This window comes from Acetomicrobium sp. (assembly GCF_059026225.1).
The window spans coordinates 253878-277848 of the sequence record NZ_JBWQOQ010000007.1 but is presented as its reverse complement, the minus strand read 5'-3'; the positions used below and the strand labels follow the sequence as shown (position 1 = coordinate 277848).

29 protein-coding genes, 4 pseudogenes and 1 riboswitch are annotated in these 23971 nt (G+C 48.9%); of the genes and pseudogenes, 6 read left to right on the top strand and 27 right to left on the bottom strand.

The genetic code is table 11. The features are described 5' to 3' along the window. The first annotated feature begins 78 nt into the window (after positions 1 to 78). From AC5SXE_RS05675 to AC5SXE_RS05650, 6 genes are all read left to right on the top strand, one after another. Positions 79 to 1068, top strand: a complete 990-nt coding sequence (locus tag AC5SXE_RS05675; RefSeq protein WP_323720553.1) for an asparaginase — start codon at positions 79 to 81, stop codon at positions 1066 to 1068. Positions 1069 to 1204: 136 nt separating this feature from the next. Continuing rightward, positions 1205 to 2212, top strand: coding sequence for a hypothetical protein (locus AC5SXE_RS05670; protein ID WP_323720554.1), 1008 nt, complete (start codon positions 1205 to 1207; stop codon positions 2210 to 2212). A 17-nt stretch (positions 2213 to 2229) separates the two neighbouring features. Beyond that, the gene (locus AC5SXE_RS05665) at positions 2230 to 3984 is read left to right on the top strand and encodes a carbon starvation CstA family protein (RefSeq protein ID WP_323720555.1); all 1755 of its coding nucleotides are present in this window, start codon (positions 2230 to 2232) and stop codon (positions 3982 to 3984) included. 9 nt (positions 3985 to 3993) lie between these two features. Then, complete coding sequence (locus tag AC5SXE_RS05660; RefSeq protein WP_323720556.1) at positions 3994 to 4251, top strand: DUF7990 family protein; 258 nt, start codon at positions 3994 to 3996, stop codon at positions 4249 to 4251. After that, on the top strand, positions 4187 to 5221 hold the full coding sequence (locus tag AC5SXE_RS05655; RefSeq protein WP_493916895.1) for an ArsA family ATPase: 1035 nt from the start codon (positions 4187 to 4189) through the stop codon (positions 5219 to 5221). The genes AC5SXE_RS05660 and AC5SXE_RS05655 overlap by 65 nt, the downstream gene beginning before the upstream one ends. Then, complete coding sequence (locus AC5SXE_RS05650) at positions 5218 to 5826, top strand: hypothetical protein (RefSeq protein WP_323720558.1); 609 nt, start codon at positions 5218 to 5220, stop codon at positions 5824 to 5826. The genes AC5SXE_RS05655 and AC5SXE_RS05650 overlap by 4 nt, the downstream gene beginning before the upstream one ends. 165 nt (positions 5827 to 5991) lie before the next feature. Here the strand turns inward: AC5SXE_RS05650 and glmS are convergent, their stop codons facing one another. The 27 genes and pseudogenes from glmS to AC5SXE_RS05515 form a co-directional block, all read right to left on the bottom strand. Then, positions 5992 to 7848 (bottom strand): glutamine--fructose-6-phosphate transaminase (isomerizing), encoded by a 1857-nt coding sequence (gene glmS / locus AC5SXE_RS05645; RefSeq protein WP_323720559.1) that lies wholly within the window; start codon positions 7846 to 7848, stop codon positions 5992 to 5994. Positions 7849 to 8211: 363 nt separating this feature from the next. Beyond that, positions 8212 to 9492: a DVU_1553 family AMP-dependent CoA ligase gene (locus AC5SXE_RS05640; protein ID WP_323720560.1), complete on the bottom strand. Its 1281-nt coding sequence runs from the start codon at positions 9490 to 9492 to the stop codon at positions 8212 to 8214. Next, a pseudogene (trsS, locus tag AC5SXE_RS05635) lies at positions 9489 to 10842 on the bottom strand (radical SAM (seleno)protein TrsS). The gene AC5SXE_RS05640 and the pseudogene trsS overlap by 4 nt, the downstream one beginning before the upstream one ends. Beyond that, complete coding sequence (locus AC5SXE_RS05630; protein ID WP_493916894.1) at positions 10842 to 11306, bottom strand: DVU_1555 family C-GCAxxG-C-C protein; 465 nt, start codon at positions 11304 to 11306, stop codon at positions 10842 to 10844. Before AC5SXE_RS05630 ends, trsS begins: the two are co-directional and overlap by 1 nt. Positions 11307 to 11545: 239 nt before the next feature. Beyond that, the gene (locus AC5SXE_RS05625) at positions 11546 to 11788 is read right to left on the bottom strand and encodes a methyltransferase domain-containing protein (protein WP_493916893.1); all 243 of its coding nucleotides are present in this window, start codon (positions 11786 to 11788) and stop codon (positions 11546 to 11548) included. Then, positions 11686 to 12057: a class I SAM-dependent methyltransferase gene (locus AC5SXE_RS05620; RefSeq protein WP_493916892.1), complete on the bottom strand. Its 372-nt coding sequence runs from the start codon at positions 12055 to 12057 to the stop codon at positions 11686 to 11688. Before AC5SXE_RS05620 ends, AC5SXE_RS05625 begins: the two co-directional genes overlap by 103 nt. A gap of 215 nt (positions 12058 to 12272) precedes the next feature. Beyond that, positions 12273 to 12521 (bottom strand): hypothetical protein, encoded by a 249-nt coding sequence (locus tag AC5SXE_RS05615; RefSeq protein ID WP_493916891.1) that lies wholly within the window; start codon positions 12519 to 12521, stop codon positions 12273 to 12275. Between the two features lies 1 nt (position 12522). Next, a complete protein-coding gene (locus AC5SXE_RS05610) occupies positions 12523 to 12825 on the bottom strand; it encodes a hypothetical protein (RefSeq protein WP_493916890.1) in 303 nt (100 codons plus the stop codon). A gap of 207 nt (positions 12826 to 13032) precedes the next feature. After that, a complete protein-coding gene (locus AC5SXE_RS05605; protein WP_493917306.1) occupies positions 13033 to 13335 on the bottom strand; it encodes a hypothetical protein in 303 nt (100 codons plus the stop codon). A gap of 142 nt (positions 13336 to 13477) precedes the next feature. Then, positions 13478 to 13576: pseudogene (locus AC5SXE_RS05600) on the bottom strand (hypothetical protein); the annotation flags it as partial. Continuing rightward, entirely contained in the window at positions 13563 to 13721 is a 159-nt protein-coding gene (locus AC5SXE_RS05595) for a hypothetical protein (RefSeq protein WP_493916889.1), read from the bottom strand. The pseudogene AC5SXE_RS05600 and the gene AC5SXE_RS05595, both read right to left, overlap by 14 nt. A gap of 52 nt (positions 13722 to 13773) precedes the next feature. Next, positions 13774 to 13971 (bottom strand): hypothetical protein, encoded by a 198-nt coding sequence (locus AC5SXE_RS05590; protein WP_493916888.1) that lies wholly within the window; start codon positions 13969 to 13971, stop codon positions 13774 to 13776. Next, on the bottom strand, positions 13949 to 14335 hold the full coding sequence (locus AC5SXE_RS05585) for a hypothetical protein (protein ID WP_493916887.1): 387 nt from the start codon (positions 14333 to 14335) through the stop codon (positions 13949 to 13951). Before AC5SXE_RS05585 ends, AC5SXE_RS05590 begins: the two co-directional genes overlap by 23 nt. After that, a complete protein-coding gene (locus tag AC5SXE_RS05580) occupies positions 14301 to 14495 on the bottom strand; it encodes a hypothetical protein (RefSeq protein ID WP_493916886.1) in 195 nt (64 codons plus the stop codon). The genes AC5SXE_RS05585 and AC5SXE_RS05580 overlap by 35 nt, the downstream gene beginning before the upstream one ends. A gap of 170 nt (positions 14496 to 14665) precedes the next feature. Next, a pseudogene (locus AC5SXE_RS05575) lies at positions 14666 to 15416 on the bottom strand (molybdopterin cofactor-binding domain-containing protein). Beyond that, positions 15397 to 15966 (bottom strand): molybdopterin cofactor-binding domain-containing protein, encoded by a 570-nt coding sequence (locus AC5SXE_RS05570; protein ID WP_493916885.1) that lies wholly within the window; start codon positions 15964 to 15966, stop codon positions 15397 to 15399. The pseudogene AC5SXE_RS05575 and the gene AC5SXE_RS05570 overlap by 20 nt, the downstream one beginning before the upstream one ends. Then, positions 15857 to 16105: a molybdopterin cofactor-binding domain-containing protein gene (locus tag AC5SXE_RS05565; RefSeq protein WP_493917286.1), complete on the bottom strand. Its 249-nt coding sequence runs from the start codon at positions 16103 to 16105 to the stop codon at positions 15857 to 15859. Before AC5SXE_RS05565 ends, AC5SXE_RS05570 begins: the two co-directional genes overlap by 110 nt. Before the next feature lie 68 nt (positions 16106 to 16173). Beyond that, positions 16174 to 17400: a molybdopterin-dependent oxidoreductase gene (locus tag AC5SXE_RS05560; protein ID WP_493916884.1), complete on the bottom strand. Its 1227-nt coding sequence runs from the start codon at positions 17398 to 17400 to the stop codon at positions 16174 to 16176. A 365-nt stretch (positions 17401 to 17765) separates the two neighbouring features. After that, a riboswitch (molybdenum cofactor riboswitch) is annotated at positions 17766 to 17887 on the bottom strand. A gap of 221 nt (positions 17888 to 18108) precedes the next feature. Further along, positions 18109 to 18555, bottom strand: a complete 447-nt coding sequence (locus tag AC5SXE_RS05555) for a hypothetical protein (protein WP_323720567.1) — start codon at positions 18553 to 18555, stop codon at positions 18109 to 18111. Between the two features lie 3 nt (positions 18556 to 18558). Beyond that, positions 18559 to 19374 (bottom strand): DUF3100 domain-containing protein, encoded by an 816-nt coding sequence (locus AC5SXE_RS05550; RefSeq protein ID WP_303884149.1) that lies wholly within the window; start codon positions 19372 to 19374, stop codon positions 18559 to 18561. 48 nt (positions 19375 to 19422) lie between these two features. Beyond that, complete coding sequence (locus tag AC5SXE_RS05545; RefSeq protein WP_493917285.1) at positions 19423 to 20205, bottom strand: M20 metallopeptidase family protein; 783 nt, start codon at positions 20203 to 20205, stop codon at positions 19423 to 19425. A gap of 43 nt (positions 20206 to 20248) precedes the next feature. After that, positions 20249 to 20626, bottom strand: coding sequence for a M20 metallopeptidase family protein (locus AC5SXE_RS05540; protein WP_493916883.1), 378 nt, complete (start codon positions 20624 to 20626; stop codon positions 20249 to 20251). Between the two features lie 14 nt (positions 20627 to 20640). After that, a pseudogene (glyA, locus tag AC5SXE_RS05535) lies at positions 20641 to 21915 on the bottom strand (serine hydroxymethyltransferase). A gap of 91 nt (positions 21916 to 22006) precedes the next feature. After that, a complete protein-coding gene (locus AC5SXE_RS05530) occupies positions 22007 to 22435 on the bottom strand; it encodes a hypothetical protein (protein WP_493916882.1) in 429 nt (142 codons plus the stop codon). Next, positions 22393 to 22950 (bottom strand): S66 peptidase family protein, encoded by a 558-nt coding sequence (locus AC5SXE_RS05525; protein ID WP_493916881.1) that lies wholly within the window; start codon positions 22948 to 22950, stop codon positions 22393 to 22395. Before AC5SXE_RS05525 ends, AC5SXE_RS05530 begins: the two co-directional genes overlap by 43 nt. Positions 22951 to 22971: 21 nt before the next feature. Continuing rightward, complete coding sequence (locus AC5SXE_RS05520; protein WP_493916880.1) at positions 22972 to 23259, bottom strand: oligopeptide/dipeptide ABC transporter ATP-binding protein; 288 nt, start codon at positions 23257 to 23259, stop codon at positions 22972 to 22974. Then, a complete protein-coding gene (locus AC5SXE_RS05515) occupies positions 23210 to 23947 on the bottom strand; it encodes an ATP-binding cassette domain-containing protein (RefSeq protein ID WP_493916879.1) in 738 nt (245 codons plus the stop codon). Before AC5SXE_RS05515 ends, AC5SXE_RS05520 begins: the two co-directional genes overlap by 50 nt. Positions 23948 to 23971: the final 24 nt, after the last annotated feature.

Genomic DNA, 23971 nt, shown 5'->3' with positions numbered 1-23971 from the left:
TAGTATTTTATCACTACGCCCCTTTTTTGTAATTAAAAAGGTGTTACACTTGTACATACGTTGAGGAGGTGGTTTAGGATGTCAGGGCGTCCTAATGTCTTAATCGTTGCTGCAGGCGGGACTATAGGCATGACGTACGATGAGCGCGCAAAAAGCTATGCTCCAACCTTGAACGCTGGTAATATGCTTGCTTGGCTTGAGTCCAAAGAACTTCCATGCGAAGTAACTGTAGTTGATTGGAGCCACCAACCCAGTAGCCACTATAACATACGCATGATGGCCGATCTTGCAGAGCTGCTAAGAAGGGAGGCTGGCCAGGGGATAAACGGCATCGTCGTAACCGCAGGGACCGATTCCATGGAAGAAATGGCTTACCTGGTTGATCTGCTTTGGCCCTATCCTTACCCGGTAATATTTACAGGTTCAATGATCCCTTCAGATCAATTGGGTTCTGACGGTCCTCTAAATTTGTACCACGCCTTGCTCGCTGCTTCTTCCGAATGCATCTGGGGACTTGGCGTTTTGGTGTGCTTTCAGGATCAATTGTTCGCAGCCAGCGAAGTCTGCAAGATCAATAGTTTTAAAAGAGACGCCTTAGCTGCGCCGGAACGAGGTCCCGTTGCCGAGATAGTGGGAAACAAGATACATCTCATAAAAAAACCTAAGCGTGGAAGGGTAATAGAAGGAAATCTCATCCCTGCAAGGGAAGTCGAGGTTTTCTGGGCAACACTCGGAGGCGGCGAAAGGATCTTGAAATTGCTGTCCGAAGACGAAAGCCTCGAAGGACTGATCTTAGCGGGTTTTGGGTCGGGCAATGTTAACCCGGCATGGGTTCCCCCGATAAGACAGATTATTCGACGCAACATTCCCGTAGTTATTACCTCCAGATGTCTTAGGGGACGGGTGGTGACATCCTATGCTTACGAGGGAAGCGCACAAAAACTGCTTGAGATCGGGGTACTTTCAGGAGGGAATCTCACGCCCCTGCAGGCGCGGCTCAAGCTCGCCGTAGGCATTGGTGCAGGACTTACTGGAAAGGATCTGCAAAGATATTTGCTGGAAAGTTAAAACCAGCCTCCATGAGTCAAAAGTTTGGCCTGATCGACATCGTTAAATGGCAAAAATATATCAAAAATATTAAAATGTACACGATAACTTTTATCGTCGATATAATCAAGAGAAAGGCGTCAAGGAGGGGACTTTGTTGCTGAAAGATGACACTGTTTTATTGCTCTTCGATAAAGATCATCCCTGCTGGGACGAAGAGACCGTCGCTTTGGCCGGAGAGGATAGCGAAGGCCTACAACGGCTTAAAACCCTTGGGTTGTTGCAGGAAACCGGTGGCATATACAGCCTGACCGAGAAAGGGAAGAATACCTTTAAAGAACTTTGCCAGGCCCAATTTGTTGTGATTGAGCCTGGGACAGCTCCCTCTGATTATGAAGAACAGGAAAAGGTCCTCTGGCGCACCAGGTTGCAATGTCTTTTAGATAACTCCTTCATAGCAAGATGGGGCATAAAAGAATACCATACCGGTAAAATTTTGGACTATGTCCCCGGCCTTTCCGGACAAGAAATATATCGCCTTCAAAACTTCACAAATTTGGAATGGACCTACCTTTCGCATCCCGATGTAGAAAAGATAAAAAGGGAGTTTCCCGTCACGGGACTGAAAGCTAGAGAAATTCAACCATGGAATCTTGAGCAAATTAGCGCGTGGCTTGAAGAAAACCGCATCTTTACGGGGCAGTTCGTTGTGGACTTACTTTACCTGTCGCGCTACGATTTCGCCTACTATATGAAGTTCCCAAAACATCCCAATGACGTGCATGGTTTGATAAACGCCGATAGATTCTTCTTCTTCCGTGCCCTTCTCCCTTTCGAAGAACACGTGCCTGCCATTGTTGAAACTATAGGGAAAGTCCATGTTTTTCTGCTAAATCAACGACACATGTACATTCCCGGATACGTGGACCTGGATTGGGCAGATCAGGATTCGCTAAGCTGGGTCATATGGGTCACGGAGACAGAAGAAGAAGCCTTAAGCTTGCTTGCCCAATTATCATATTTTGGCTCATCGCTAATAGAACCGGCCAAACCGATGGACATATGGATTATAAGCATAGAAGGACTAAAAGGCGTTAAAGAAAAGCAGGAAACTCAATTTGATTTGTTTTCTTTCATGGCCCATCCAGTGACCAGGACTATTTAAAAAGGAGGTTTGATATCATGAATACTTCTTTAGTGCTCATTTTAGGAATCATAATCTACCTCATTTGCTATTTGTGGTACGGGAAAAGCCTTGAGCGCAAGGTGGTTAAAGCCGATGATTCCAAACCCACGCCGGCTCACACTAAGTTTGATGATGTCGACTTTGTCCCTACGCATCCGGCAGTGCTTTTCGGGCATCACTTCGCCTCTATTGCCGGCGGTGCGCCGATACTCGGCCCTGCTTTGGCAATGGCCTGGGGTTGGTGGGCAGGGTTGCTTTGGATTTGGTTTGGAAACATCCTCATAGGCGCGGTGCACGACTACTTGTCGGTCATGGCTTCAGTGAGATACGAGGGAAAATCTATCCAGTGGATAGCCGGCAAGATGATGCGTCCTCGTACGTCTTATTTGTTTCAAGTATTCGCCTATTTAACTCTTGTCTTGGCCTTAGGAGCCTTTTCTACTTCGCTGGCTTATCTTTATGTAGCACGCCCTGACGTGGGAAGCATGTCGATGTGGTTCATCGTCGCTGCCGTTATTACCGGGTTTTTGCTTTACAAACTCAGGATTAATTTCTTGGTGGGCACCATTGTTGGCATCTTGCTCACACTTGTGGCCATATGGCTTGGATTTAAGACGCCATTAGTTTTAAGTTATAAAGGATGGTTAATCATCTTTTTCTTCTACATGATGGCAGCAAGCGCCCTTCCCGTGTGGATATTGCTTCAGCCGCGGGACTACTTAAACGCTTATATCCTCGTTTTGGGCCTTGCCATGGGAGTCGTTGCTTTGATCCTCGTTGGAGCAAAGATGGAGCTGGCGGCCTTTACGAGTTGGAGCCCAAACATTGTCGGAGGGGTGCCATCGCCTTACTGGCCTGTAATTCCACTCATCATTGCCTGCGGTTCCCTTTCGGGTATTCACGGACTCATTGGCTCAGGCACCACTTCAAAGCAACTTGACAAGGAAACTCAGGGCCTGATAGTTGGTTACGGAGGAATGTTAACAGAGGGCCTTCTTTCTACCGTGGTCACCATAACGATCGCGGCATTCGGGCTTTTGGTGTTTAAAGAAGCTGGCGGAAAGTTGGCCGAGATGGGCGTAATTGCAGACAATCTGAAAGAACCTTTATATATGGGCAAAAATTACGTGAAAGCCATTGATGCTGTCGGAGGACCTTTGGGGATATTCACTCAAAGTTATGGCATACTTTTCGAGCAGGCTTTTGGGATTTCTGCCCAGGTGGGAACGGTCTTTTCAAGCCTTTGGGTTTCGGCCTTTACGCTTACCTCCATGGATACGGGAAACAGGGTGTTGCGCTTTGCCTGGGAGGAAGTGTGGGAACCGTTAAAAGCAAGCCTTGGCGGGTTTCATAAAACAATTACAAACCGCTGGTTGGCTTCTGCCATACCTTCTGCTTTAAGCATAATGCTTGCTTGGAACAAGGCATATAACGTCTTATGGCCTGCCTTCGGTGGGGCAAACCAAATGCTGGCAGCAGCCACCCTTTTGACAGTGGCGCTGTGGGTGCTAAAGATGGCCGGGTCCTTGGAAAAACATGTCAGGTTCATAATCGCCTGCGCGGGGGCGCTATGGATTACCGTCTTTGCCGGGCTTTGGTGGTTTTTGTTCGCCGTCCCCTCTTCTTTACTCGTGCGCGGATTTGTAATTCTCGAGATAGTTTTAGCACTGGTGTTCATTTACGACTTTTATCGCTCAATGCAAGAAACTTCGCCTTTAAAAGGACAATACCAAGAGGCTGCAAGGCCTTAAAGCAACGACATGATTAGAGATTTCTTTAAGTTTTTCAAGACAATAGCACAGCGTCAGGCAACCGACTACGTTAGGACCGAACTTCAAGCCCTTGAGGAAACCTTCGCCTTCCTACTTTTGGGCGGTTTCTTCGGACTACCGGCCCCATCGATGGGGTTGGTAGTCCGGCTACTCCCCCATTTGGGGCAGGAGCTTGAATTACTTGAGAGGCGAGTGGCAGAAAGTGACGATCTTTTTGCGAAAATTTCGGGGATCCTTAAGATCTAAGCAAGATGCAGAAAAAGGCCTTACAAAGTCCTACGACACAATCGAGCGCTTCATAGTGATGGGCAAAGGAGGAACGGGCAAGACAACGATTTCTGCCATCCTTGCACGCTCCCTTTCCTCTGCAGGTCATGACACTTTAGCTGTGTCTTTGGATCCTGCCCACAACTTGGGAGATGTCCTAGGACATGCTTTAGATGATAAGCCAAAAAAGGTGTCAGATAAATTATTTGCCTTTGAGGTGGATTTAGACACTCATGTTCGGCGGTTTATCGACAAGAAATTAGATCAAATGCGGCCGCTCTACGGACATTTGCAAATTTTTAACGCCGACAAATTCTTGAAAGCCCTAGAGCAATCCCCAGGCATGGAAGAATTTGCCCTGCTTGAAGCAATAAAAGAAATAGGCAACTTCGATCAATCTTACGGGGCAATCGTGCTTGATACTCCACCCACGGGCATGACGCTTCGTCTGTTGACGCTTCCCGACCTAACACTTCTTTGGATCGACGAACTTATGGGACTGCGAAAAAAGATTTTAGAAAGGAGAGCCTATCTTCAGCATATCGAGGGATCGGGCAAAAAGATCGATTACCAAGATGACCCCGTCATGGCAGAACTTCAAAGATACAGGTGCGAAATAAAAGACATAAAGTCCTTTTTGCACGGGGAAGGTGCCTCGATATTGCTCGTTCTTCAGGCAGACAAACTTTCCGTGAAGGAGACCGAAAGGACCATAAAAAAGCTTTCAACCTACGGCTACGGCGTGAGGGCTTGTTTGATAAATAAAGCCCCGAAGAAAGATCCTTCCAAAGCTTACGCTTCAAGCGGCTTGGATGATCTCATGAAAGCTCACGGCGAAATTTCATGGATTGAGTTGCCCGACCTGGGAGAAAAGGTCTCAACCCCTCAAGGCTTGAACCTGCTGGGCAAAGAACTGATTAACTTTTTGCATATAGGTGATCTTAAGTGAACCGCGGCGTAATGGTTTTACTTCTGCTAGGGTTGGTGGCCAGCCTTCAATATTGGCGAGGCAGGAGACTAAACTTAACATTAATCAGGGAACTCTCAAGGCAGATGGAAGAAGCACTGCGCCCCAAGGAAAAAAACTACACCTGGATAGGAGGATATGTGGGCGTAGTGGCCGAATACGTCTTGGAGGATGAAAATTACAGCAAGGTGAAGGCCACTATATCGCTTTTGCCCCATCACAGCTTGCTTTACCTTCCCATTTCACTTCTTTTGGGCCGAAAAGACAGAGTGTACTTTTTAATTTATCCCAAAAGAAAGCTAAAGGGCAGGGCCCACGTCCTTTTTGGGAAAAAGCCTTCCTCATTAAAGGGTTTGCCTCGCTTTTCATTTGTCGACACAGTAACTTTAAAAGGCGTAAATTTGAAACGATACTATAACAGCAAAGACGAAGCTGAGTTTCTCACGAAGGTTGCATCGCGGGTAAAAGACCCCCGTTCCTTCGAGCATCTGGCGGCCAACGTCGAAGAAAACGCTTATTACGCCTCCGTGGTAGTGGGTCGAGGCGATATTGCAGACCTACTTAAATCCTTTCTCGCTGTACAATAGCGCTGATATTTGCAGCGATTTGTCTCCTGCTATTTCATTTAAAGAAGCCACATCTGCCACGAGGGGCTTCGCTTTAACAAGAGTGCCGGTTTTATCGAAGGCCATAGCCTCGACCAAAAAACGCAAGGTACTGCTAAGTTATTCGAACGATTGCCTTGAACGAACCTATTCCTCGGTGACGCTTTTTGTTAAATGGCGAGGACTGTCGATCTCGCAGCCCCGCTTTTTGGCCATATAATAGGCGAGAAGCTGCAAAGGGATCACCGTTACGAAGGGTGAAAACTCCTCGCGCGTTGGTGGGACGTATAAAACGTGGCTTGCATCATTTGCCAGCTGCTCGTCGCCATCAAATCCCACTGCGATAACGGGCGCGTGCCTTGCCTTCGCCTCTTTGATGCTCGATAACGTCTTTTCGTGGAGGCTGTCTTTGGGCGCTATAACCAATACGGGAACGTTTGAATCGATCAAAGCTATGGGGCCGTGCTTCATCTCGCCGGCTGCAAAGGCTTCCGCATGAATGTAGGATACTTCCTTTAATTTTAGCGCTCCCTCCAATGCCACCGGATAAGATATTCCCCTTCCAAAGAAAAGAAAGCTCTGACTGCCGGAAAAGTTTGACGCCAACTCCTCAACGACGTGCTCCCTTTCTATAGCGGTTTCTATTTTGTAAGGAAGTCGAACCAGCTCATCTATTAACTCCTTTTCCATTTGTAGATTAAGCGTTCCCCTCATTTTAGCGATGTAAATGGCGAGCAAATAAAGGACTGCAATCTGCCCGGTAAAGGTCTTAGTTGCAGCCACTCCGATTTCGGGACCAGCCTTGAGCAATAAAACATCGTCACAGCAACGGGCTAAAGTAGATTCCTGGACGTTAGTGACTGCCAAAGAGTATGCTCCCAACTCGCGTGCTCTCCTTTGAGCTGCAAGTGTATCGGCGGTCTCGCCGGACTGAGACACGAACACGGCGAGAGTATCGGGAGATAGACGAATATTGCGATATCTATATTCGGAGGCGACATCAACTTTTATATCGAGATCACACCAGCGTTCAAATGCCCTCTCGGCAATTAAGGAAGCATAATAAGATGTGCCGCAGGCCACCAAGTGAATTGCCTTAAGACGTCTTATAACTTTTTCATTCAAGGTCAATTCGCCCGAAAAGTCTACACTTCCATTTATCAATCTGCCTTCTAGCGTTGATCTGCAAGCTCCTCCCTGTTCATGGATCTCCTTTAACATAAAGTGAGGATAGCCGCGCCTTTCTGCCGAGGACAAATCCCAATCAATGAAAAAGTTCTTTTTCTGCAAAGGCGACCCCTTTGCATCGTAAAGCTTTATACCTTGACTTGAAAGTTCGGCAATCTCGCCGTCATCCATGGAGATCAGATTTTTGGTGTAAGGAAGTATGGCGAGCGTGTCGGTTGCACAAAGGGACTCACCTTCGCCCATGCCCAAGACCATGGGAAAGCCCCCGCGCATGCAGTAAATATGATCTATATCGTCTTCGTCTACAATGGCAAGTGCGTAAGAACCCTTGAGTTGTCCCTGCAAAGACGTGAGTGCTTTTAACACGTCCCCGTCGTAAAACTTCATCAGTAATTGCGCTATTACCTCGGTGTCCCTCTCGGACGTGAAATTAAACCCTTCGGCAAGAAGGGTTTCCTTCAGTTCGTGATAATTTTCTATTATGCCGTTATGGGCAAGTATGAGGTGTTTATCTCGATCGGGGCGAGAATGAGCCTTTACCAACGAAACGCCACCGTGATTGGCCCATCGGGCATTGCCGATCCCCTGATTACCCGAGGGGGCAATCTTTTTGACGATGCGTTCGAGATCTGAGACTTTGCCCGCCTCTTTTATAATTTCTATTTTCTTGCTATTGTTGACCGCTATTCCTACCGAATCGTATACTCTGTATTCTAACCGCTTAAGACCGTCTAAAAGCACACTACAAGCATTTCTATAGCCAATATAACCGACTATACCACACACGACTGCCTCATCCCTTCTACCGCAGCACACAAGAGGAAGATTGTCCTCCCTTTGTCCCGCAGATCGCTCTTCGGTTTTGTAAGAAGACTTCCTGGCCCATCTTCCAGGGCCACGGGGGCATCCGCCGATAGTTTCGATCCTCCCCCGACCTCGTCAACTGACTTGTAGCCAGTCCAGGCGCTAACCACTACTTCACAAATTTTAAAGCTTCTAAAAGTTTACCCTTGCACCTTCCACCTCCCCTTCTTAAGATACGCCTTCTTGAGAGTAAAGACGCCTCTTTCTTTACTTTTACCCAGTATAACCAAAAAGGTCAGGGCAATCAATATAAAGTAACCCAATTTGAAAGAACTTTAAGGTGCAATTCAGACAAGGAAGAAGAAAGAGAATTAATCAGCCTTCCCAATCCATCTTTGGGCTTTGATGTCGTATTGAGGAAGGGCCTGCTCTATTTGCGATGATCTCGCGGGGAACTCCGGGGATTTTCCGTAAAACTTCAACTGCTTCATCGATGTATTCCTGTTTGTCGTCCGTGACGGCGATGGTCAAAAATAACTTTTCAGGGATGTCGTCAGTGCACTCCAGGGACACTTTAAAATCTTCGATCCATGGCAAGCCCCAAAGGGCATCTTCGACATCGTAAAGGCGAAGTGGGACACCTCCTGCGCCCTTTCTGGGGAGGCGTCCGAGGACTTCTATGCGTTTTAAGGGCGAACCGCAAGGGCAGATGCCAGGAAGTACGCGGCCTTCGTCGCCCGTTCGGTACCGAATCAAGGGAAAAGACATACGGTTAAGGGTAGTAATGACTATCTCTCCCCACTCCCCATCAGGGAGGACTCGTCCCTTTCCGTCTACAACTTCAACTAAAAGGTCAAGTTCCCTGACGTGGCAGCCCCGTCTTGCGCGACATTCAACGGCGCAACCCCAACATGTTTCTGTGAGGCCATAATGGTTAAAGGTAGTGCATTCCCACAAATTTTCTATCCGCCGTCTTATCGAAGCAGGCACCATGTCGGCGCTAAGCAGGACGAAATCTGGTTTATACGCAGTCTTGCCTGCGATCCTTGCCATTTGACCAGAGAGGCCAACGATGGCATGAGGTCGAAATTCATCTATGGCTTGAATTGCCTCTGCATAGTTGTGGATAAGCCCGAAGACAAGCGTTTCGCATCCGAGGCGCTTCAAGGCGCGCTTTAGGATTTGACCTATGCTGTCGTGGGAAGGCCCTTCCATGAAGACGGCAACTTTGCCTTCCGGGGGCGTAAACGTCGTCATTCCGTACATGAAGAAATCTTCCGTTGCCTTGAGATCTTTTTCGGTAAAAAAGATCCTCTTAGGAGGGGCAGATGTCCCTGATGTACTTAAGGTGACGATGCGCCGTATCTCCGACTGAGAGACGGTGAGAAAACGCAATCCCGATTCCGCGAGATCCGATGGGAATGTAAAGGGAAGTTCGCTGAAAGGCAAATCCTTTACATTTCCAAGGCGATCTCGGTAAAAGGGAGAATAAAGTGAAGCATGCTCGAGAAGGCGGCTTAAGAGGTATTTTTGAGCCCTTTCTATTTCACTGCGATCTTTGATCCTCGCTTGCTTTTCTGCGGACGCATACCAGGGAAACTCTTTGACGAGGCGGCCGGCGATCCATGGGTCAAGGGGAGTCACTGGAATCTTCATCGGTGCCGATGCAATGCCCTACCGTCCCTGGCGGTTAGGTTCCAGGCACAGAAAGGTACAAGTCTTCCGTCGGGTGCTGCCACGTGGATACAGCAGAAGCGCAGACGTTCGAGGTCAAGGTTTTCACCGTCTTGGAAGGCCATGGCGCTTATGCTGAAGCTTCCTCTTTCGTAAAGTCGGATAAACCTTTCGAAGGCGTCTTCGGCCTGGGCACTTGCCTGCGGGCTTTCACATGTTTTTTGTAGTTTTTTGGACATGTCGGCTCCCCAGCGGCGGCGGATGCTGTCGACGGAGCTTTGAAATCCTTCGTCGGAGGATCGATCACTGCAGCAGCAGGGCTCGCTTGCCAGGGGAATGATTTTGTCAGGGGATTCTACGAGGTACACTGCCCGAAAGGAGCATTGTTCATGCTCGCACCGAGACGGCCGAAAATGAGATAAATTTGTCATCTCATCGGTCTGTGCCACCAGTTCCCTCATGATCCTTGGAAGCGTCAGACGTTTCCCGTCACATGGCGGTTCGGGGAAACGGCCAAAATAGCTGATGGGCTGAAAATGAATTCCTCTCACGACAGGAAAGCGTGAAAGCCCAAAACGGACGATATCTTCCCATCTCGTCGTCGTTAACTCCTTTTACAAGCGTGGGAACGAGCACGACTCCAAGGCCGGCATCTTTGACAGGCATCGATTGCCCGTATTTTGTCGGTCAAAAGCGGTCTTCCTCGCAGGGCTGTATACGTCGTTTCGCGAAGGCCGTCGAATTGCAGAAATACCCAGTTCAGTCCTGCTTGCTTTAACTCTTTGTGCGTAACCTGGACTCTTGTGCCAACCTAAGGCCATTGGTATTTAACTGAATTCCTGGAAATTCGAGGCTTGAAGCCAATCGAATAAGGTCATAGTTAAATCGTCTCTCAAGCGTGGGTTCTCCCCCTGAAAATTGCAGGATGGCACCTCGGTGCCTTACGATGCACATCATGTAACAACTTTTCCAAAACATAAAAATCGGGCTCATAAGCCATCTCCCGCGCTTGCAAAACATACCGGACACTTGAGCTGACACTTTTCCGTAACCTCAACTACTACGGTGCAGCTTTTTTGTAGGTGATCGATGCAGAGTCCACACCCTTCGGGACAAGTTTCAGGCGGTCTGTCTTCAGGCCTCTGCGAGGGGAAAGCGGTTTGAAGTCCAGGTCTCAAGATCAGGTGTTCCCTCCCAAACAAGACAGGAAAACTCTCCATGATTTGGACAATGTTTCCGCAGGAAAACATTATCTTTATCACTTTCCAGCAATGCCGGTATCTGTTTCAGGCAGATCGGGCATACGCTGTGCGTATTGCGCAAAATCGCCATTAAAGGAGTCGTCCTTCCCGTATATCAAAGCCGTGAGTTTCAAGAAGCTCTAAGGCCTTCTCCAACGTTTCCATTATCATCGGAAAACATTTTTGAAAGCATTGCTTCGGATCCGTAATCGGTTCGTAGCCCAGGATATTCCCGCAGTTGACGAGCCCGCCCTCTCCCCATTTTTCTTGAAACCATTCGTGAAGCTGGCCGATCATCTCGGGCAGTCTCGGATCTTTTTCTTCCCACGGCGCTCCTTTACCGGCATAAAACCCTAAAAGGCAACAGGCGCCGGTCAATGCCCCGCAGGTGCAGCCAGGAGAAAATGTGCCCCTGCAAAGGCCGTTCATCGCTGCCGTTAGGTCCTCGTTTTCTTTTCCAGTAAGTGCCAATCCAGCCAATATCATGACCTGCGAACAGCAAAATCCTTCCTGCCCCCATTGCATGACTGCAGTACTTGAGGTCCTCCATCTCAACTTCTCCCTCCTTCAATCTTCCTGATTAGACTCTGCCGCTTTATTCGGCGCCTTCAATTCTCGTCATCGCTCATTTACGTTTTTAATCGTAACCTTCATCGCCCAACTTTCTAGCACAACCAAAGGCCGTAACTTAAGGCTACAACATGTCTTTATGGGTGCTTCGATGACGCCTGCCCAAATCAGTTGGGCGGTACATTCCCGAAGCAACTCTGGGGTAAGCTTCGAAGAAAAACACCTCAAATCCATGGATTCGTGAATGCTTCGTGCAATTCAAGAGCGGACCTGGCCCCGCTAGCACATGAACCGTCCCAACCCTGGCGGTCATAACTGCGATTGAGGGCGAAGATGTCGGTCACCCCCAAAATTCCTCCGTCTTTTAATACCCTTGCAAGCTCTGACAAGGCTGGCGAGAGCTCCTTTTGCTGCGAAAGGACGCACTCACAAATCGCGCCGTCAAAACTGCCGTCTTCGAAGGGCATATGACACAAATCGGCCATGTCACTGACCTGGACCCTTTCGCTTTGCCTTCCGCGAGCAAATCGTCAGACCTGTCCAACCCAAGGGCATCGAAACCCTCTTCGACGAGAAGTCCTAAGGTCGCACCCATACCGCAACCCGCATCAAGAATGCGGGCCCCTGGAGGAAAGTCACATAAGCGTATCAACCTCCTTGAAAGTGCTTCTCCTCCCGGATGGAGTGCCTCGCCCATGACCTCGCGCCATTTTGGGTGTTCGTAGGGCAAAGACATTATTTGTCCTCCAATATCTTTTCCACCTCGAGCATTTTGCCCACTGCTAAGAGATTCAGGTACAAGAATAAAACCACATTGAGAACAGGCGGGAAGCTCTATTTCAAAGCGGTTGCCAAGATAAAGCGCTGCGACCTTGTGCAGCGTAAGCTCGCACGCCGCAGCTGCATCTCCAGCTTAGTTTCTCCGTGAAATCCTAGACCGGTTTTCCTTGTTCATGACATCAGCTCCATGACCATCCTGTGGCTCCAGGCGTTGATGATCGCAAAAGACTGATTATCTTCGCGGTATTCCACCCAAAAAGTGACGTTTCCTATCCTTGAAGAGGCAAGCCTGGTGCCGTCGGGAGAGATGAGATACCTTCCCGTCGAAGAAGCTTCCCACAGGGTTTGTTTGATATCGCTGTCCAAGATGTGACGATCTTCGAGTTTTTCGCGCACCGCATCGGAGACGGATATGGGCAAGTCATCCCACGGTTCCGGAGGTAGGTCGCAAGGACCAAGGAGCTTTAACGCGAAGCAATTCCCTGTTTTGTTGTCGTTTGGAATAACCTAAACGCACCTTTCCTGCGGATGGAGGAAAGAGAATGTCTAACAGATGAAAGACCGTTTTCCCAGACCCGGAAAGGCTTTCACGGCACATGGCACAATAGGTCAGAAAGTCGTTTTCGCTTTCCTTGAAGCCTGCGCAAGACGCCTTCATGTGCAAGGTCTGGGTCGGCCATGAGCTGGAGGCCTCCGTAACCGCAGCAGCGCGTGGTTTCGCCACCGAAGAGGAGCTCTTCGTAGGGTTGTCCCAGCGATTCGCAGTATCTTTCGAACGGACTCCCTCCATTCCGGTTCATGGCGGGTCGTGCAAGGGTCATGAAGAGCAAGCGTTTCCGCAGCAGGCTTTGCTTCAGGTATCCCCCTTTCGAGCAACACCTGCCATAAAGAGACCCTCGACACCTTGGGTATGAAGTTTTTAAACACCTCATTACAGGACGAACAGGCCATGATCAGCGTTGGGTTTCCCAACGGATTCAATAGTTTTTTCGATGCTTTTGATGACTTCTTCAACCTTGTCTTGCCTGCTGGCCCACCATGCAGGCGCACCGCAGCATCCAAGCAAAATGCCCATCTTGCCATCAAACATCTCGCCGAGGAAGTTTGCAACCCTTTCGGTCTGATCGGGCATCGCTCCGGCCAATTGGCAACCGGGAAAGAAAACGGCCTGCAGTGGTCTTTGCTCCGCTTCTAAATCCGGATGACCTTGGAGAGTTGGCGTGTTCCATGTCAAGGAGAGCAAACTCGTGGACTGAAGGAGGCATGATCTTTCGCTCCACCATTTGTTCCCGCGCAAAGCGACACAAATCGGCCATGGAAAAATCGTTGGGGCAAAGGACCTCGCAAAGGCCGCAAAGCGAACAGGAATTTATCATTTTATTGGCGCTGTGAGAGCCCCTGACTATGGCGAAATTGTTATAGATCTGCCGGGCGTAGATCTTGGGATATCCCTTGTACTTTTCAAGAAATGACACACTCGCGTACGCAGTAGCGGCATTCGCACCGAATGCAGCGTTTGGCTTCTTCTATCGGATCATCTTTTGGAGAAAGAGTTGGAACGCCTTCAAGTAGAGTGTAAAGCTTCGTCTCGAGCGAGAATTCCTTTTCTCTTCCCGACATTAGCGACGCGCCCTGAAAATAACGGTCGATGGAGTTGGCGGCGCGCTTGCCATCAGCCGACTCCCATATGGGTGAAGGCATGTCGCTTCGAGGGTAGCCTCCGGCGAAAAAGCCCTTGGTCGAAGTTTCGATAGGTGAAGGGATCTACATCATTTACATCGACGAGATGAGTCCATTCGGGATCATCGACGCCAACGTATAGGCGACGCTTACCTTCTTTTAAACCGTCAGCTGATTGGATCTTTTTCAAATGACCGCGTTACACCCATTCGCTGCAGGTTCTGCCAGGTAGTGACGAGTACTTCTTGGGGTAAAACTTCTTGCGGAAACATCAAAAGCCTGCCGCCCGGGATCTCGCCGTCAAAGACCATACTTACCTGGTAGCCTTTTTTTGCCAGTTCAATGGCGCAAGACAACGAAGAAAGACCCGCTCCGTAAACGGTCGCGGACAACTTCTTTGAAGGTAGGCGCAGTATCATCCCCATTTCCTTTGAGTTTTCAAGGCAAGCCCTTTCAAGCTTTCCTATGGAAATGGCGCCGCCCTTTTGAGCCAGGATGCAGGCATCCTGGCAGGGGTGGTCACAGATGCGGCCGATAATGTCCGGCAGTGGCATTGACCTTCGCCAGGATTTTTCTTGCTGCATCGAAGCGTTTTTGCGCCATGGCCCCGCAAAAGGCCCTCACGTCTACCTTTAGAGGACATGCCGCCTGACAGTAAGGAAGTTCATCTTGAATGCAGCGTTGCTCAAAATCATCGAGTTTATAGCGCTCCATGAATATTTCCTCCCCAGAATCTTACAATGAGCTCATATAACCAGACTGGTTTGCCCTGAAATTGTGCGCTTTCGGGGAATTCGATAAAAGCAAGTATCATGTCAGTTATCTTTTTATACGCCCGCCCTGACTTTAAACAGTCAAGGGCAGGCGCTTATTGGGCATTTTACCTAGACGCGTTCTCCTCTGAGGCCGGCAAGTATCTTTTCGGGCGTAGCGGGCAGACGGTGAACCCTCACCCCACAGGCATGGTAAATCGCGTTTCCAATGGCGGCGTGCGGGCTGGAAAGGGGCAGCTCTCCTACTCCAGCAGCGCCAAAGGGACCAAACTCGCGGGGATAGTTTTCGAAGTAAACTATTTCTATGTTGTCGGGGATATCCTTGATGTAGGGGAATCCTCCTCCGACGAGAGAGGAGTGTTTCTCGATGTCCTCGAAATCCTCCGAAAGTGCAAGGCCGATCCCCTGAGCTATGCCTCCGTACAACTGGCCGTCGGTCACGAGGCGGTTATTGACTTTTCCTATATCAGCCATCAGGGTCATCTTGTCTACGGCAACCTTGCCTGTTTCGGTATTAACTGAAACCTCGGCAAGAAAGACTCCATACATATAAACTACGAAGGGCCTTCCCTGTCCTTTTTCGTCGCAGGGCACGCCTGGAACGGTATATTGGCCAATGTACTTCAGCGGTTTGCCGGCACTGACGGCTTCGGCGTAGTTCATGTATGTCCCATCGGGCTTTCTGTAGAGACTTGAGCATTTCGGAACAGGCGATTTTGATGGCGCTGCCGGTCAACACCTGCTGGCGTGATCCGCCGGAAGGTCCCGAGTTGGGGGTTTTAGACGTATCGGGCCAGGTGAAGCGTATTCTGTCAGGCGTGATGCCCATTGGACGCAGCGCTTCATGTGCGGTCCCTACCATGCCCATGTCGGCACCTTGGCCGTGGTCCTCCCAGGCGGCTACGACTGGTGACGGTATCGTCGGGATTCAGGACTACCCATACCTCGGAACTATCCGGACCGTCAATCCCGCAGCCGTAAACGGCCATTGAAAGGCCAACACCCTTCTTGATCTTATCGGTGGATTCCCTCTTAGCCCTTTCTTTTGCCTCCTCGTACCTTGGCTTGATGGCTTCAAGCATCTCAGGATAGCTGAAGACTTCAGGTTCCTGGCCGCTCGGGTTTGTCGAGCCTGGACGATAGCAATTTTTGTAGCGTATCTCCCAGGGATCCATGCCGATCTTCTCAGCCAGCTCGTCAATGAGCAGCTCGGAAGAGTAAAGTGATTGCGGAGAGCCGTAAGCCCTAAAGGGAGAACCCCAGACGTGGTTGGTGCAGACCGTTCGTCCTATGCCCCTAATGTTAGGGATGTTGTAACCGGCTCCCATGAACTGTGCGCCTCTGAGCGTAAGCAAATCCCCGAACTCCGAGTAAGGTCCGTGATCTACGAGCATAGTCAGTCTCCATGGCAAGGATTTTGCCGTCTTTGTCTGCAGCAAATTTGATGTTCACAAAAAAGGGAGATCGCTTCCCCGTGTAGGTCATGTGCTGGAAGTAATTGTACCTGAGGAAACAGGGCTTGCCCGTCGCCAGGGCCGCTGCTCCAACCAATCCCTTCCATGGTCGGGCAGAACTTGTATCCAAAGGTGCCGCCCATGGGATTTGACACGAGCGCAATTTTATCGGGCTCTAACGCCAAGACCCGGAGCAATCATTAGTAAATGCAGATGTGCGCCGATGGTCTTGGAATGAATCTTTAGGACGCCGTTGTCATCAATGTAGGCAAAACCAACGTCCGGTTCTATAGTCATGTGAGGTTGTCTTTGCACGTAGAAATCGTCTTCCACAACGTAAGGGGCCTTTTCAAAGATTGGGGCTGTAGGTTCGCCCTTCTCAAGGTTTTGGATATAGTAAACGTTTGGCGTTCCGGGATGGATCTCCAGCGCATCTTCTGCCATGGCTGCCGGGGCGCTCATGTAGGCAGGCAGTACTTCGAGATCAACCTTGACCTTCTCGGCAGCGGCACAAGCGTTTTCATAGGTATCAGCGCAGACTATGGCAATGGCATCGCCGAACTGGAAGACCTTCTCATCACAAAGTATCGGCCGATCCCAACCATCTCCTAAGTTGGTCGGGAAGGTGATTAATCCGGTTATGCGATTTTTACCTTTGATATCCTTGTGCGTGACCACCTTGTAAACGCCAGGCATCTTTTCGGCCTCTGAGATATCGATGTTTTTGATATTTGCGTGGCTCACCGGTGCCTGGACGAGCGCCAGTTGGAGTGTGCCTTCGGGCATCTTTAGACCCAGGTCGGCGCCATAATCTAGCATTCCTGTCGCCTTGGCTACCGAAGTGGGCCTCGGATAGGTAGTGCCCCAAATCCTACCGTCTTCGGGCATTTTGAAATCCAGCTCCGACTCATCCATCTCTCCTCTTAGGACTTTGGCCGCGTCCATGACGGCATCGACGATGGGAATGTAACCTGTACAGCGGCATGCGTTGCGGTTTTTATGAAACCATTCTCTTACTTCTTCCCGAGTCGGGGAAGGATTATTGTCTAAAAGCACCTTGGCCGAGACGATAAAACCAGGGACACAGAAACCGCATTGAGTCACTCCGTGCTTAATAAAAGCCTTTTGGAGGGGGTGTAACTTTTGGGGTGTGCCAATCCCTTCGATGGTTGTTATGGAGTCCCCGTCATTGATCTTGTTGATCTTAATGGCGCATGAACGAACAAGTTTGTCGTTTAATATGACGTAGCAAGCGCCGCACTGTCCTTGTCCACAACCGACTTTCGTTCCTGTCAGACCCAGTTGCTCGCGCAAAACCTTCGCCAGGGTGTCCTTTCCATTTACTACGATGTTGCGTTCCACTCCGTTGACAAAGAACTGCTTTTGGATCATCTCTTACCACTCCTTCTCTTTCATAACGCGGCGCCTTCAAAGTCCATCTCGAATACGAGCCAATGGAACATTTCGGCACCTCTTACTCTCTCACCATATTTGCATGTCTACACTCGTCATGAAATCAGAGAAGAATTCTTGATGATTGACGATCCTATAAAACTACAGACCATTAAAGTAAAATTTCTGCAACACCTCCTTTAAGTAAAACCATATTGTCCGAGCAAAACGTCGCGTCCATCAAAATGCTTTCCGAAGCCCTAGCAAGCTTTGAGGAACAGGTACATATTAAGCTACACTACTAACAAGACTTATGAGGAAACTTGGCAATTTAAACAACCAACCCCCTTCCTCCTGGGAAGGGGGTTGTAATTCCATCTCCTCCTTTCCAAGCGGGAGGCCTTTTCGTTTCCGAAAAGACCCTATCGGTCAATGCTCATAGGTCAAATAACCCTTAGATACCATTGACTCGGAGGTCACATGAATACAACATCATCTACTTGCATGATTAATCATAATAAATGCAAAAACAAATGTCAACTGAATGAGTTACCTCACCTAAAACGTGAGCGAAACTATCAATGCATTGAGTGTGTCTTATCAGCTAGGGCCCTCGTCTTAAATGACGAAGGCCCCTTAACTTCTTTTTTACAAAATGTTACGAAGATTAAATAGTCTTCTTAACCCTCAAATCGAGAAAGTAGGTATTTAAATTTCTCCAATGAGCTTCAAGATTAATTGCGCGATGATCGTTGAACCTATGTAGGTGCCGATGAAAACTATGCAGGAGACGATCAAGATCCTCCATCCCGTCTTTTTAAGCATGCCAAGGTCCTTCCCAATTGAGATACCTGCATAGGCTAGAATTGGTGTAGTGAGAGCCAAAAAGTTAACTTTTTGCGCCCAGGCATTAAAAATTGTCGCACCCGGAAATCCAGGAATGGTTACTATGCATCCGATTGTGACGACGTAGGCTACAGCCGGAATTTTAACCGGAATGACTTTCGCACATATTACCCCAATAATGCTGATGGCGATTAAAAAGATCATACCGGGGATGGCATCGATCATCGGGATATTTGCTCCAACCAGGTTGCCAACCAAAGTAATGACGCCAATTATAATAAGTACTGCGAGAACTTCTATGGTCTTCATGAGTTACGCCTCCCCTGCTGCAGTTTGGCTCGGCTGAGTCCCATATTTTAAGCGGTAAAATTTCCTGTACAGCCATTCCGTCATCGGCAAGGCCATCCACAAGGACATGTAAACGCCATCCAAGCCGGTAAGCATGTTGCTTGCCGCCCCCAGAGCCTGAATCTTATCGGCCATGTCGGGGAACATTGCGCTTAAAGCGCCAACAGAAGCGGTCATCATGCTTGCGCTTCCCACTCCGGAAGCCATGGCTAATGCAAGGGGATGAAAAATTCCCAACGCTGCCGCAAAGGTCGCCATGAGACCGAAAAAAATCGTCCCAAACACCGTACCACATATGTAAACACCCATGACTCCTCGGCCTTCTGGGGTGTCCAAACCATAGATGTCGCCTATTAAAGCCACGTTAGGTTCTCTTGCGATCGAATGAGCTGCGCCTATGGTTTCTCGCTTGAGCCCTAAGTACACCGCCACGGGTACACCGATGATGACCGTACCGAGATTGCCAAATTCCTGCAATATCAATGCAGGACTCGTTCTTAATATCATTGGAATGTTTGGTCCTACCGTCGTTCCGTACTTTGCCATCAATAGCATTAAAGTAACTCCTACTAAACTGCCGGCATCGACCATGTCCTTTTGGCTGGCGAGCCTCAAAAATTTGGGCCCCGAAAGAATTCCCATTATAAGTGCATAAAGCATCGGCAGCAAAACCACCGTGCCTGGTCCGATGGGAAAGGAAAAGGCGCCAATCCATTCAGCTATAATGACGAAAATTAAAACTAAGATATGAAGCTTCCAATTTTTAATAGCTTCAATCATGTTAATGCCTCCTCTCGCGCTTTAGACATACCAATTATGTCAATGTAGTTATTTTGTATTACAGCTTTCGTTAGATCCGCAAGCGATCAGGGCAGTTAAAGCTAAAAGTGCTGCCCCTAGCGGAAGGGATTCTTCATCTGCCTTAAAATGCGGACTGTGCCACGGATGTACAGCATCGATATCGGGGTTGCCCACACCCAACCAGAAGTAACACCCCGGGACCCTTTTTTGATATAATGCGAAATCTTCACCTCCCATCGAAGGAATTGGCACAACGATGCCGTCTTCGCCAAAAATTTCCCGAGCTGCTTTCATGGCTATCTTCGTCGCCTCCGGATGATTTATAAGGGCAGGAAGGTCTCTGCGGTAGTTTAGCTCAACTTGGCATCCTAGGCTTGAGGCTGTATTTTCCACGGTCCTTTTCATCCAATTTTCGATCGAATCGCGCAGATCCTCATCGAAGGTGCGAACCGTGCCGAGTAACTTCACTTCATCGGGTATGACATTATTTGCCATGCCGCCACTGATGCTGCCAAAGCTGATCACCGCGGCCTTTTGAGGATCGACGTTTCTGCTCACGATCGTTTGCAAGTTCATGACTATAGAAGAAGCGCACACTATGGGATCAATTACACGATGAGGGTATGCAGCGTGTCCCCCCTTTCCTGTGACGGTTATAAATGTAGAGTCGACGGCTGCCATCAAGGGCCCTTCCTTTACCCCAACCTTGCCTGCCGGTATTTCGGGGTTGTTGTGCAAACCAAAGATCATCGAGACATCGGGGTTTTCGAGCACACCTTCCTCGATCATGGCCTTTGCTCCAAGGTTTATCTCCTCTGCCGGCTGAAAGATGAATTTGACGCTTCCTCGAAGCTCATCTTTCAGAGAAGTCTAAAATCTTTGCAGCCCCAAGGGCGCATGTTGTGTGTATGTCATGACCGCAGGCATGCATGACTCCTTCGTTTTTCGAGGCGTAAGGAAGACCGGTCATTTCTTTTACGGGTAATGCGTCAATATCTGCCCTTATGGCAATGGTGGGGCCGTCGTATGCCCCTTTTAACAGCGCGACCACGCCAGTTTTCCCCACATTTTCTTCGACTTCGCAGCCCAACTCTTTCATGTAAATTGCAATCTTTCTTGCCGTCTCAAATTCCTTGAAGCTGAGCTCGGGATATTGATGAAAATCCCTTCGTAAATTTTTTAGTTCCTCCGACAAGGACTTGCTGAAGCTCAACACTTCATCAGCGTACATTTTAACTACCCCCTTTATGGCAAGTTGTCCGATCGCGAGGCAAGTTCCGTTTTGGTCATGTAAATTGGATGGGCCATGCACAACTCGCGTACTTCTCGCTTAAAGCGTGCGAGTTGTAGCTCATCTTCGTTATCTAGCACCTTTGCGACGAGGTTGGCCACCCTTTTGGTGTCATCTTCGTCAAATCCTCTGCTGGTGACGGCGGCAAGGCCTATGCGAATCCCGCTCGTGACAGTTGGCTTTTCTGGGTCATAGGGTATCATGTTTTTGTTGACTGTCACGCCCACTTCTTCGAGCTTGCTCTCAGCCTGAGCGCCCGTCGTTTTCTTGCTCCTGAGGTCAACCAGCATTAGGTGATTATCTGTACCTCCTGAGACTATATCAAATCCGTTACTTTTTAGAACTTCTGCCATGACTTTGGCGTTTTTGATGACCTGGGCACCGTAGGCTTTAAATTCGTCGGTCATTGCCAGTTTGAAGGTAAGCGCCTTGGCGGCGATTATCTGAGGGATGGGTCCTCCCTGGATCCCCGGGAAGATGGCCTTATCGATACTTTCGGCGAATTCTTTTTTGCATAGTATATTTCCCCCACGGGCTCCACGTAGGGTCTTGGTGGTAGTAAAGGTTACGAAATCGGCGTAAGGGACCGGGGAAGGATGGACTCCCGCAGCGACTAAACCTGCTATATGGGCCATATCGACCATGAGATAAGCTCCTACTTTGTTTGCGATTTGCGAGAAGCGCTTGAAGTCTATGATCCTGGAGTAGGCGCTTGCTCCTGCGATTATTAGCTTTGGTTTTACCTCGCAGGCGATACGTTCTACCTCGTCGTAATTTATTAACCCGGTTTCTTTGTCTACACCGTAGCTATGGGACTCAAAAAACTTCCCTGATATGCTGACAGATGCACCGTGTGACAGAGTGCCCGCCGTGACTTAGGTTCATGCCCAAATATCTTGTCACCCGGGATTGAGGACCGCCATAAATACTGCAAGGTTTGCGTTGACGCCCGAATGTGGCTGTACGTTGGCATGCTCGGCACCAAACAGCATTTTGGCTCGCTCGATTGCGAGGCTTTCCACGACGTCTATAAATTGACATCCTCCGTGATAACGCCTGCCGGGGTAACCCTCGGCGTACTTGTTGGTCAACAATGACCCCTGAGCTTCAAGTATAACTTCGGGCACGAAGTTTTCTGAGGCGATGAGCTCAATCGTTAGGTTTTGCCGTTCCTTTTCCCCTTCTATTGCAGCGGCGAGCTCCGGATCGATGAAATGAATGAGATCCATGAAATAACCCTCCTTGATTAATTCTATTACAATAGCTTACACCAAAAGTGACATCTGGATTAATAATTTTTAGCGGATCTAGGGCGCAATGTTACCCTACGACGCCGGATTCTATGATCGTAAACGACGAATTGGCGCCATCGATTACTGCTCGAGCACCCAACGGCAGGGTGACCTTTTTTTCGCCGTGACCAAAATATCCGTTTATTAACGTGGGCCTGCCTGCTTTTGCCACTACGTCTTCAAATATCTTGTCTAAAGTAAAAGTCCTTTCAGGGTCCTTGTGAGTTATGTTCGTAAACTGCCCCAATACTATTCCTGAAGCGGTCTCAAGCTTGCCACCCAGCAACAGTTGGGTCAACATGCGGTCTATCTTGTAAAGGGGTTCGTCTATGTCTTCAAGTATCAAAATGCGATCCTTGGTGTCTATCTCCCATGGCGTTCCCATCAAGGCACAAACCAGGCTTAAGTTTCCTCCTATTGTTTCCCCTTCCGCCGTCCCTTCGACCAGGGTTTGCATCGGAGGATGCGCCATCGTAAGGTTTTAATTCCCCTATCGGCTCGTCGTTGCATATTGCCTTCAAGAGGTAGTCTTTTTCGTAACCGTGAGAAGCTGCCTTTTATCATATCCGTAGAAGGCATAGGACCATGAAATGTGCAAAATTGGCCATGCAAATTGAACATCAAATGAAGAACGGTTATATCACTGTATCCTAAGAAAACTTTGGGGTTTTTAAAGATCAGTTCCATGTCGATCAACCTTGGCAGACGGATGGCTCCATCGCCGCCTCTCACGCAAAATATTCCGTTTATTTTCGGATCGTCAAACATCGCGTGCATATCTTGGACACGAATGCCTTCCGGGCCTGCCATGTAACCGTAGGATTCATAGCAACTTGCGCCAACCTTGACGTTAAACCCCAGATCGGTTATCGCCGCGACGGCTTTTTCTAAGTCATCCAAGGGAGCCGGGCTTGAGGGTGCGATCAAACCAATCGTATCGCCTTGACGTAAAGCCTTTACTTTTCTCATCATCTTCACATCTCCTCATCGGTTTTAATAAAGCGGGAAATGACAGGCAAACCCTCTGTTTCCAATATATTGCATCTGCGGTTCCTCGCTTACGCATACGTCCCTAAGATAGGGACACCGGGTATGGAACCTACACCCTGATGGCACATTAACAGGGCTTGGTATGTCTCCTTCTAGGATGAGCTTCGCCCTATCTCTTGCATGAGGATCGGGCATGGGCACGGCAGACAAAAGGAACAATGTATAGGGATGAAGAGGATGATCAAATATATCCGCTGTCGGACCAATCTCTACGCACTTGCCAAGGTACATTACCCCAATCCTGTCGGATATGAAAGCTTACGACGCTCAAATCATGAGTGATGAAAAGCAATGTTAAGTTAAAACGCTCCTTTAAATCCATTAAAAGGTTCAAGATTTGAGCCCGGATTGAGACGTCCAATGCAGATACGGCCTCATCGCATACTATAAATTCTGGATTTAAGGCCAACGCTCGAGCAATGCCTATCCGCTGGCGCTGTCCGCCGCTAAATTGATGCGGAAAGCCCGACATGACAAATTCCTGCAGTCCCACCACGGAAAGCAGTTCCTTAACCCTTTCGACTATTTCCCTTTTGCTCATGTCTTTATTATGGGTTTTCAGCGGTTCAGCCAGTATATCAAGGATCCTCATCCTCGGATCCAACGAAGCGTAGGGATCCTGAAATATGATCTGCATGTCACGTCTCAGAGATCGCATTCGCTCTCTATCCAGCGAAAAGATGTTTTCGCCCTTAAAGAGCACTTCGCCCTTTGTTGGCTCGATGAGGCGAAGTATGAGCCTCCCAAGGGTTGTCTTGCCGCAACCGGACTCTCCAACAAGGGCAAGGGTTTCCCTGCTTGCTATATCTATATTTACATTTTCAACGGCATGTACAAATACCTTTTTCCTGCCTAAAGGCCCTGTCGAAAGGTGGAAAATCTTTGTCAGGTTTTTTGTGCTTATAAGCGCGTTCTCCATGGCTCTATTCGTCCTCAATATGTC

Coding starts and splice junctions, on each gene's coding strand:
- AC5SXE_RS05675 (WP_323720553.1), top strand. CDS start 79: ATGTCAGGGCGTCCTAATGTCTTAATCGTTGCTGCAGGCGGGACTATA.
- AC5SXE_RS05665 (WP_323720555.1), top strand. CDS start 2,230: ATGAATACTTCTTTAGTGCTCATTTTAGGAATCATAATCTACCTCATT.
- AC5SXE_RS05660 (WP_323720556.1), top strand. CDS start 3,994: ATGATTAGAGATTTCTTTAAGTTTTTCAAGACAATAGCACAGCGTCAG.
- AC5SXE_RS05640 (WP_323720560.1), bottom strand. CDS start 9,492: ATGAAGATTCCAGTGACTCCCCTTGACCCATGGATCGCCGGCCGCCTC.
- AC5SXE_RS05625 (WP_493916893.1), bottom strand. CDS start 11,788: ATGCCCTTCGAAGACGGCAGTTTTGACGGCGCGATTTGTGAGTGCGTC.
- AC5SXE_RS05620 (WP_493916892.1), bottom strand. CDS start 12,057: ATGTCTTTGCCCTACGAACACCCAAAATGGCGCGAGGTCATGGGCGAG.
- AC5SXE_RS05595 (WP_493916889.1), bottom strand. CDS start 13,721: ATGTCGGGAAGAGAAAAGGAATTCTCGCTCGAGACGAAGCTTTACACT.
- AC5SXE_RS05585 (WP_493916887.1), bottom strand. CDS start 14,335: ATGCCACTGCCGGACATTATCGGCCGCATCTGTGACCACCCCTGCCAG.
- AC5SXE_RS05580 (WP_493916886.1), bottom strand. CDS start 14,495: ATGGAGCGCTATAAACTCGATGATTTTGAGCAACGCTGCATTCAAGAT.
- AC5SXE_RS05560 (WP_493916884.1), bottom strand. CDS start 17,400: ATGATCCAAAAGCAGTTCTTTGTCAACGGAGTGGAACGCAACATCGTA.
- AC5SXE_RS05555 (WP_323720567.1), bottom strand. CDS start 18,555: ATGAAGACCATAGAAGTTCTCGCAGTACTTATTATAATTGGCGTCATT.
- AC5SXE_RS05550 (WP_303884149.1), bottom strand. CDS start 19,374: ATGATTGAAGCTATTAAAAATTGGAAGCTTCATATCTTAGTTTTAATT.
- AC5SXE_RS05540 (WP_493916883.1), bottom strand. CDS start 20,626: ATGTACGCTGATGAAGTGTTGAGCTTCAGCAAGTCCTTGTCGGAGGAA.
- AC5SXE_RS05530 (WP_493916882.1), bottom strand. CDS start 22,435: ATGCAAACCCTGGTCGAAGGGACGGCGGAAGGGGAAACAATAGGAGGA.
- AC5SXE_RS05525 (WP_493916881.1), bottom strand. CDS start 22,950: ATGATGAGAAAAGTAAAGGCTTTACGTCAAGGCGATACGATTGGTTTG.
- AC5SXE_RS05520 (WP_493916880.1), bottom strand. CDS start 23,259: ATGTACCTTGGCAAGTGCGTAGAGATTGGTCCGACAGCGGATATATTT.
- AC5SXE_RS05515 (WP_493916879.1), bottom strand. CDS start 23,947: ATGGAGAACGCGCTTATAAGCACAAAAAACCTGACAAAGATTTTCCAC.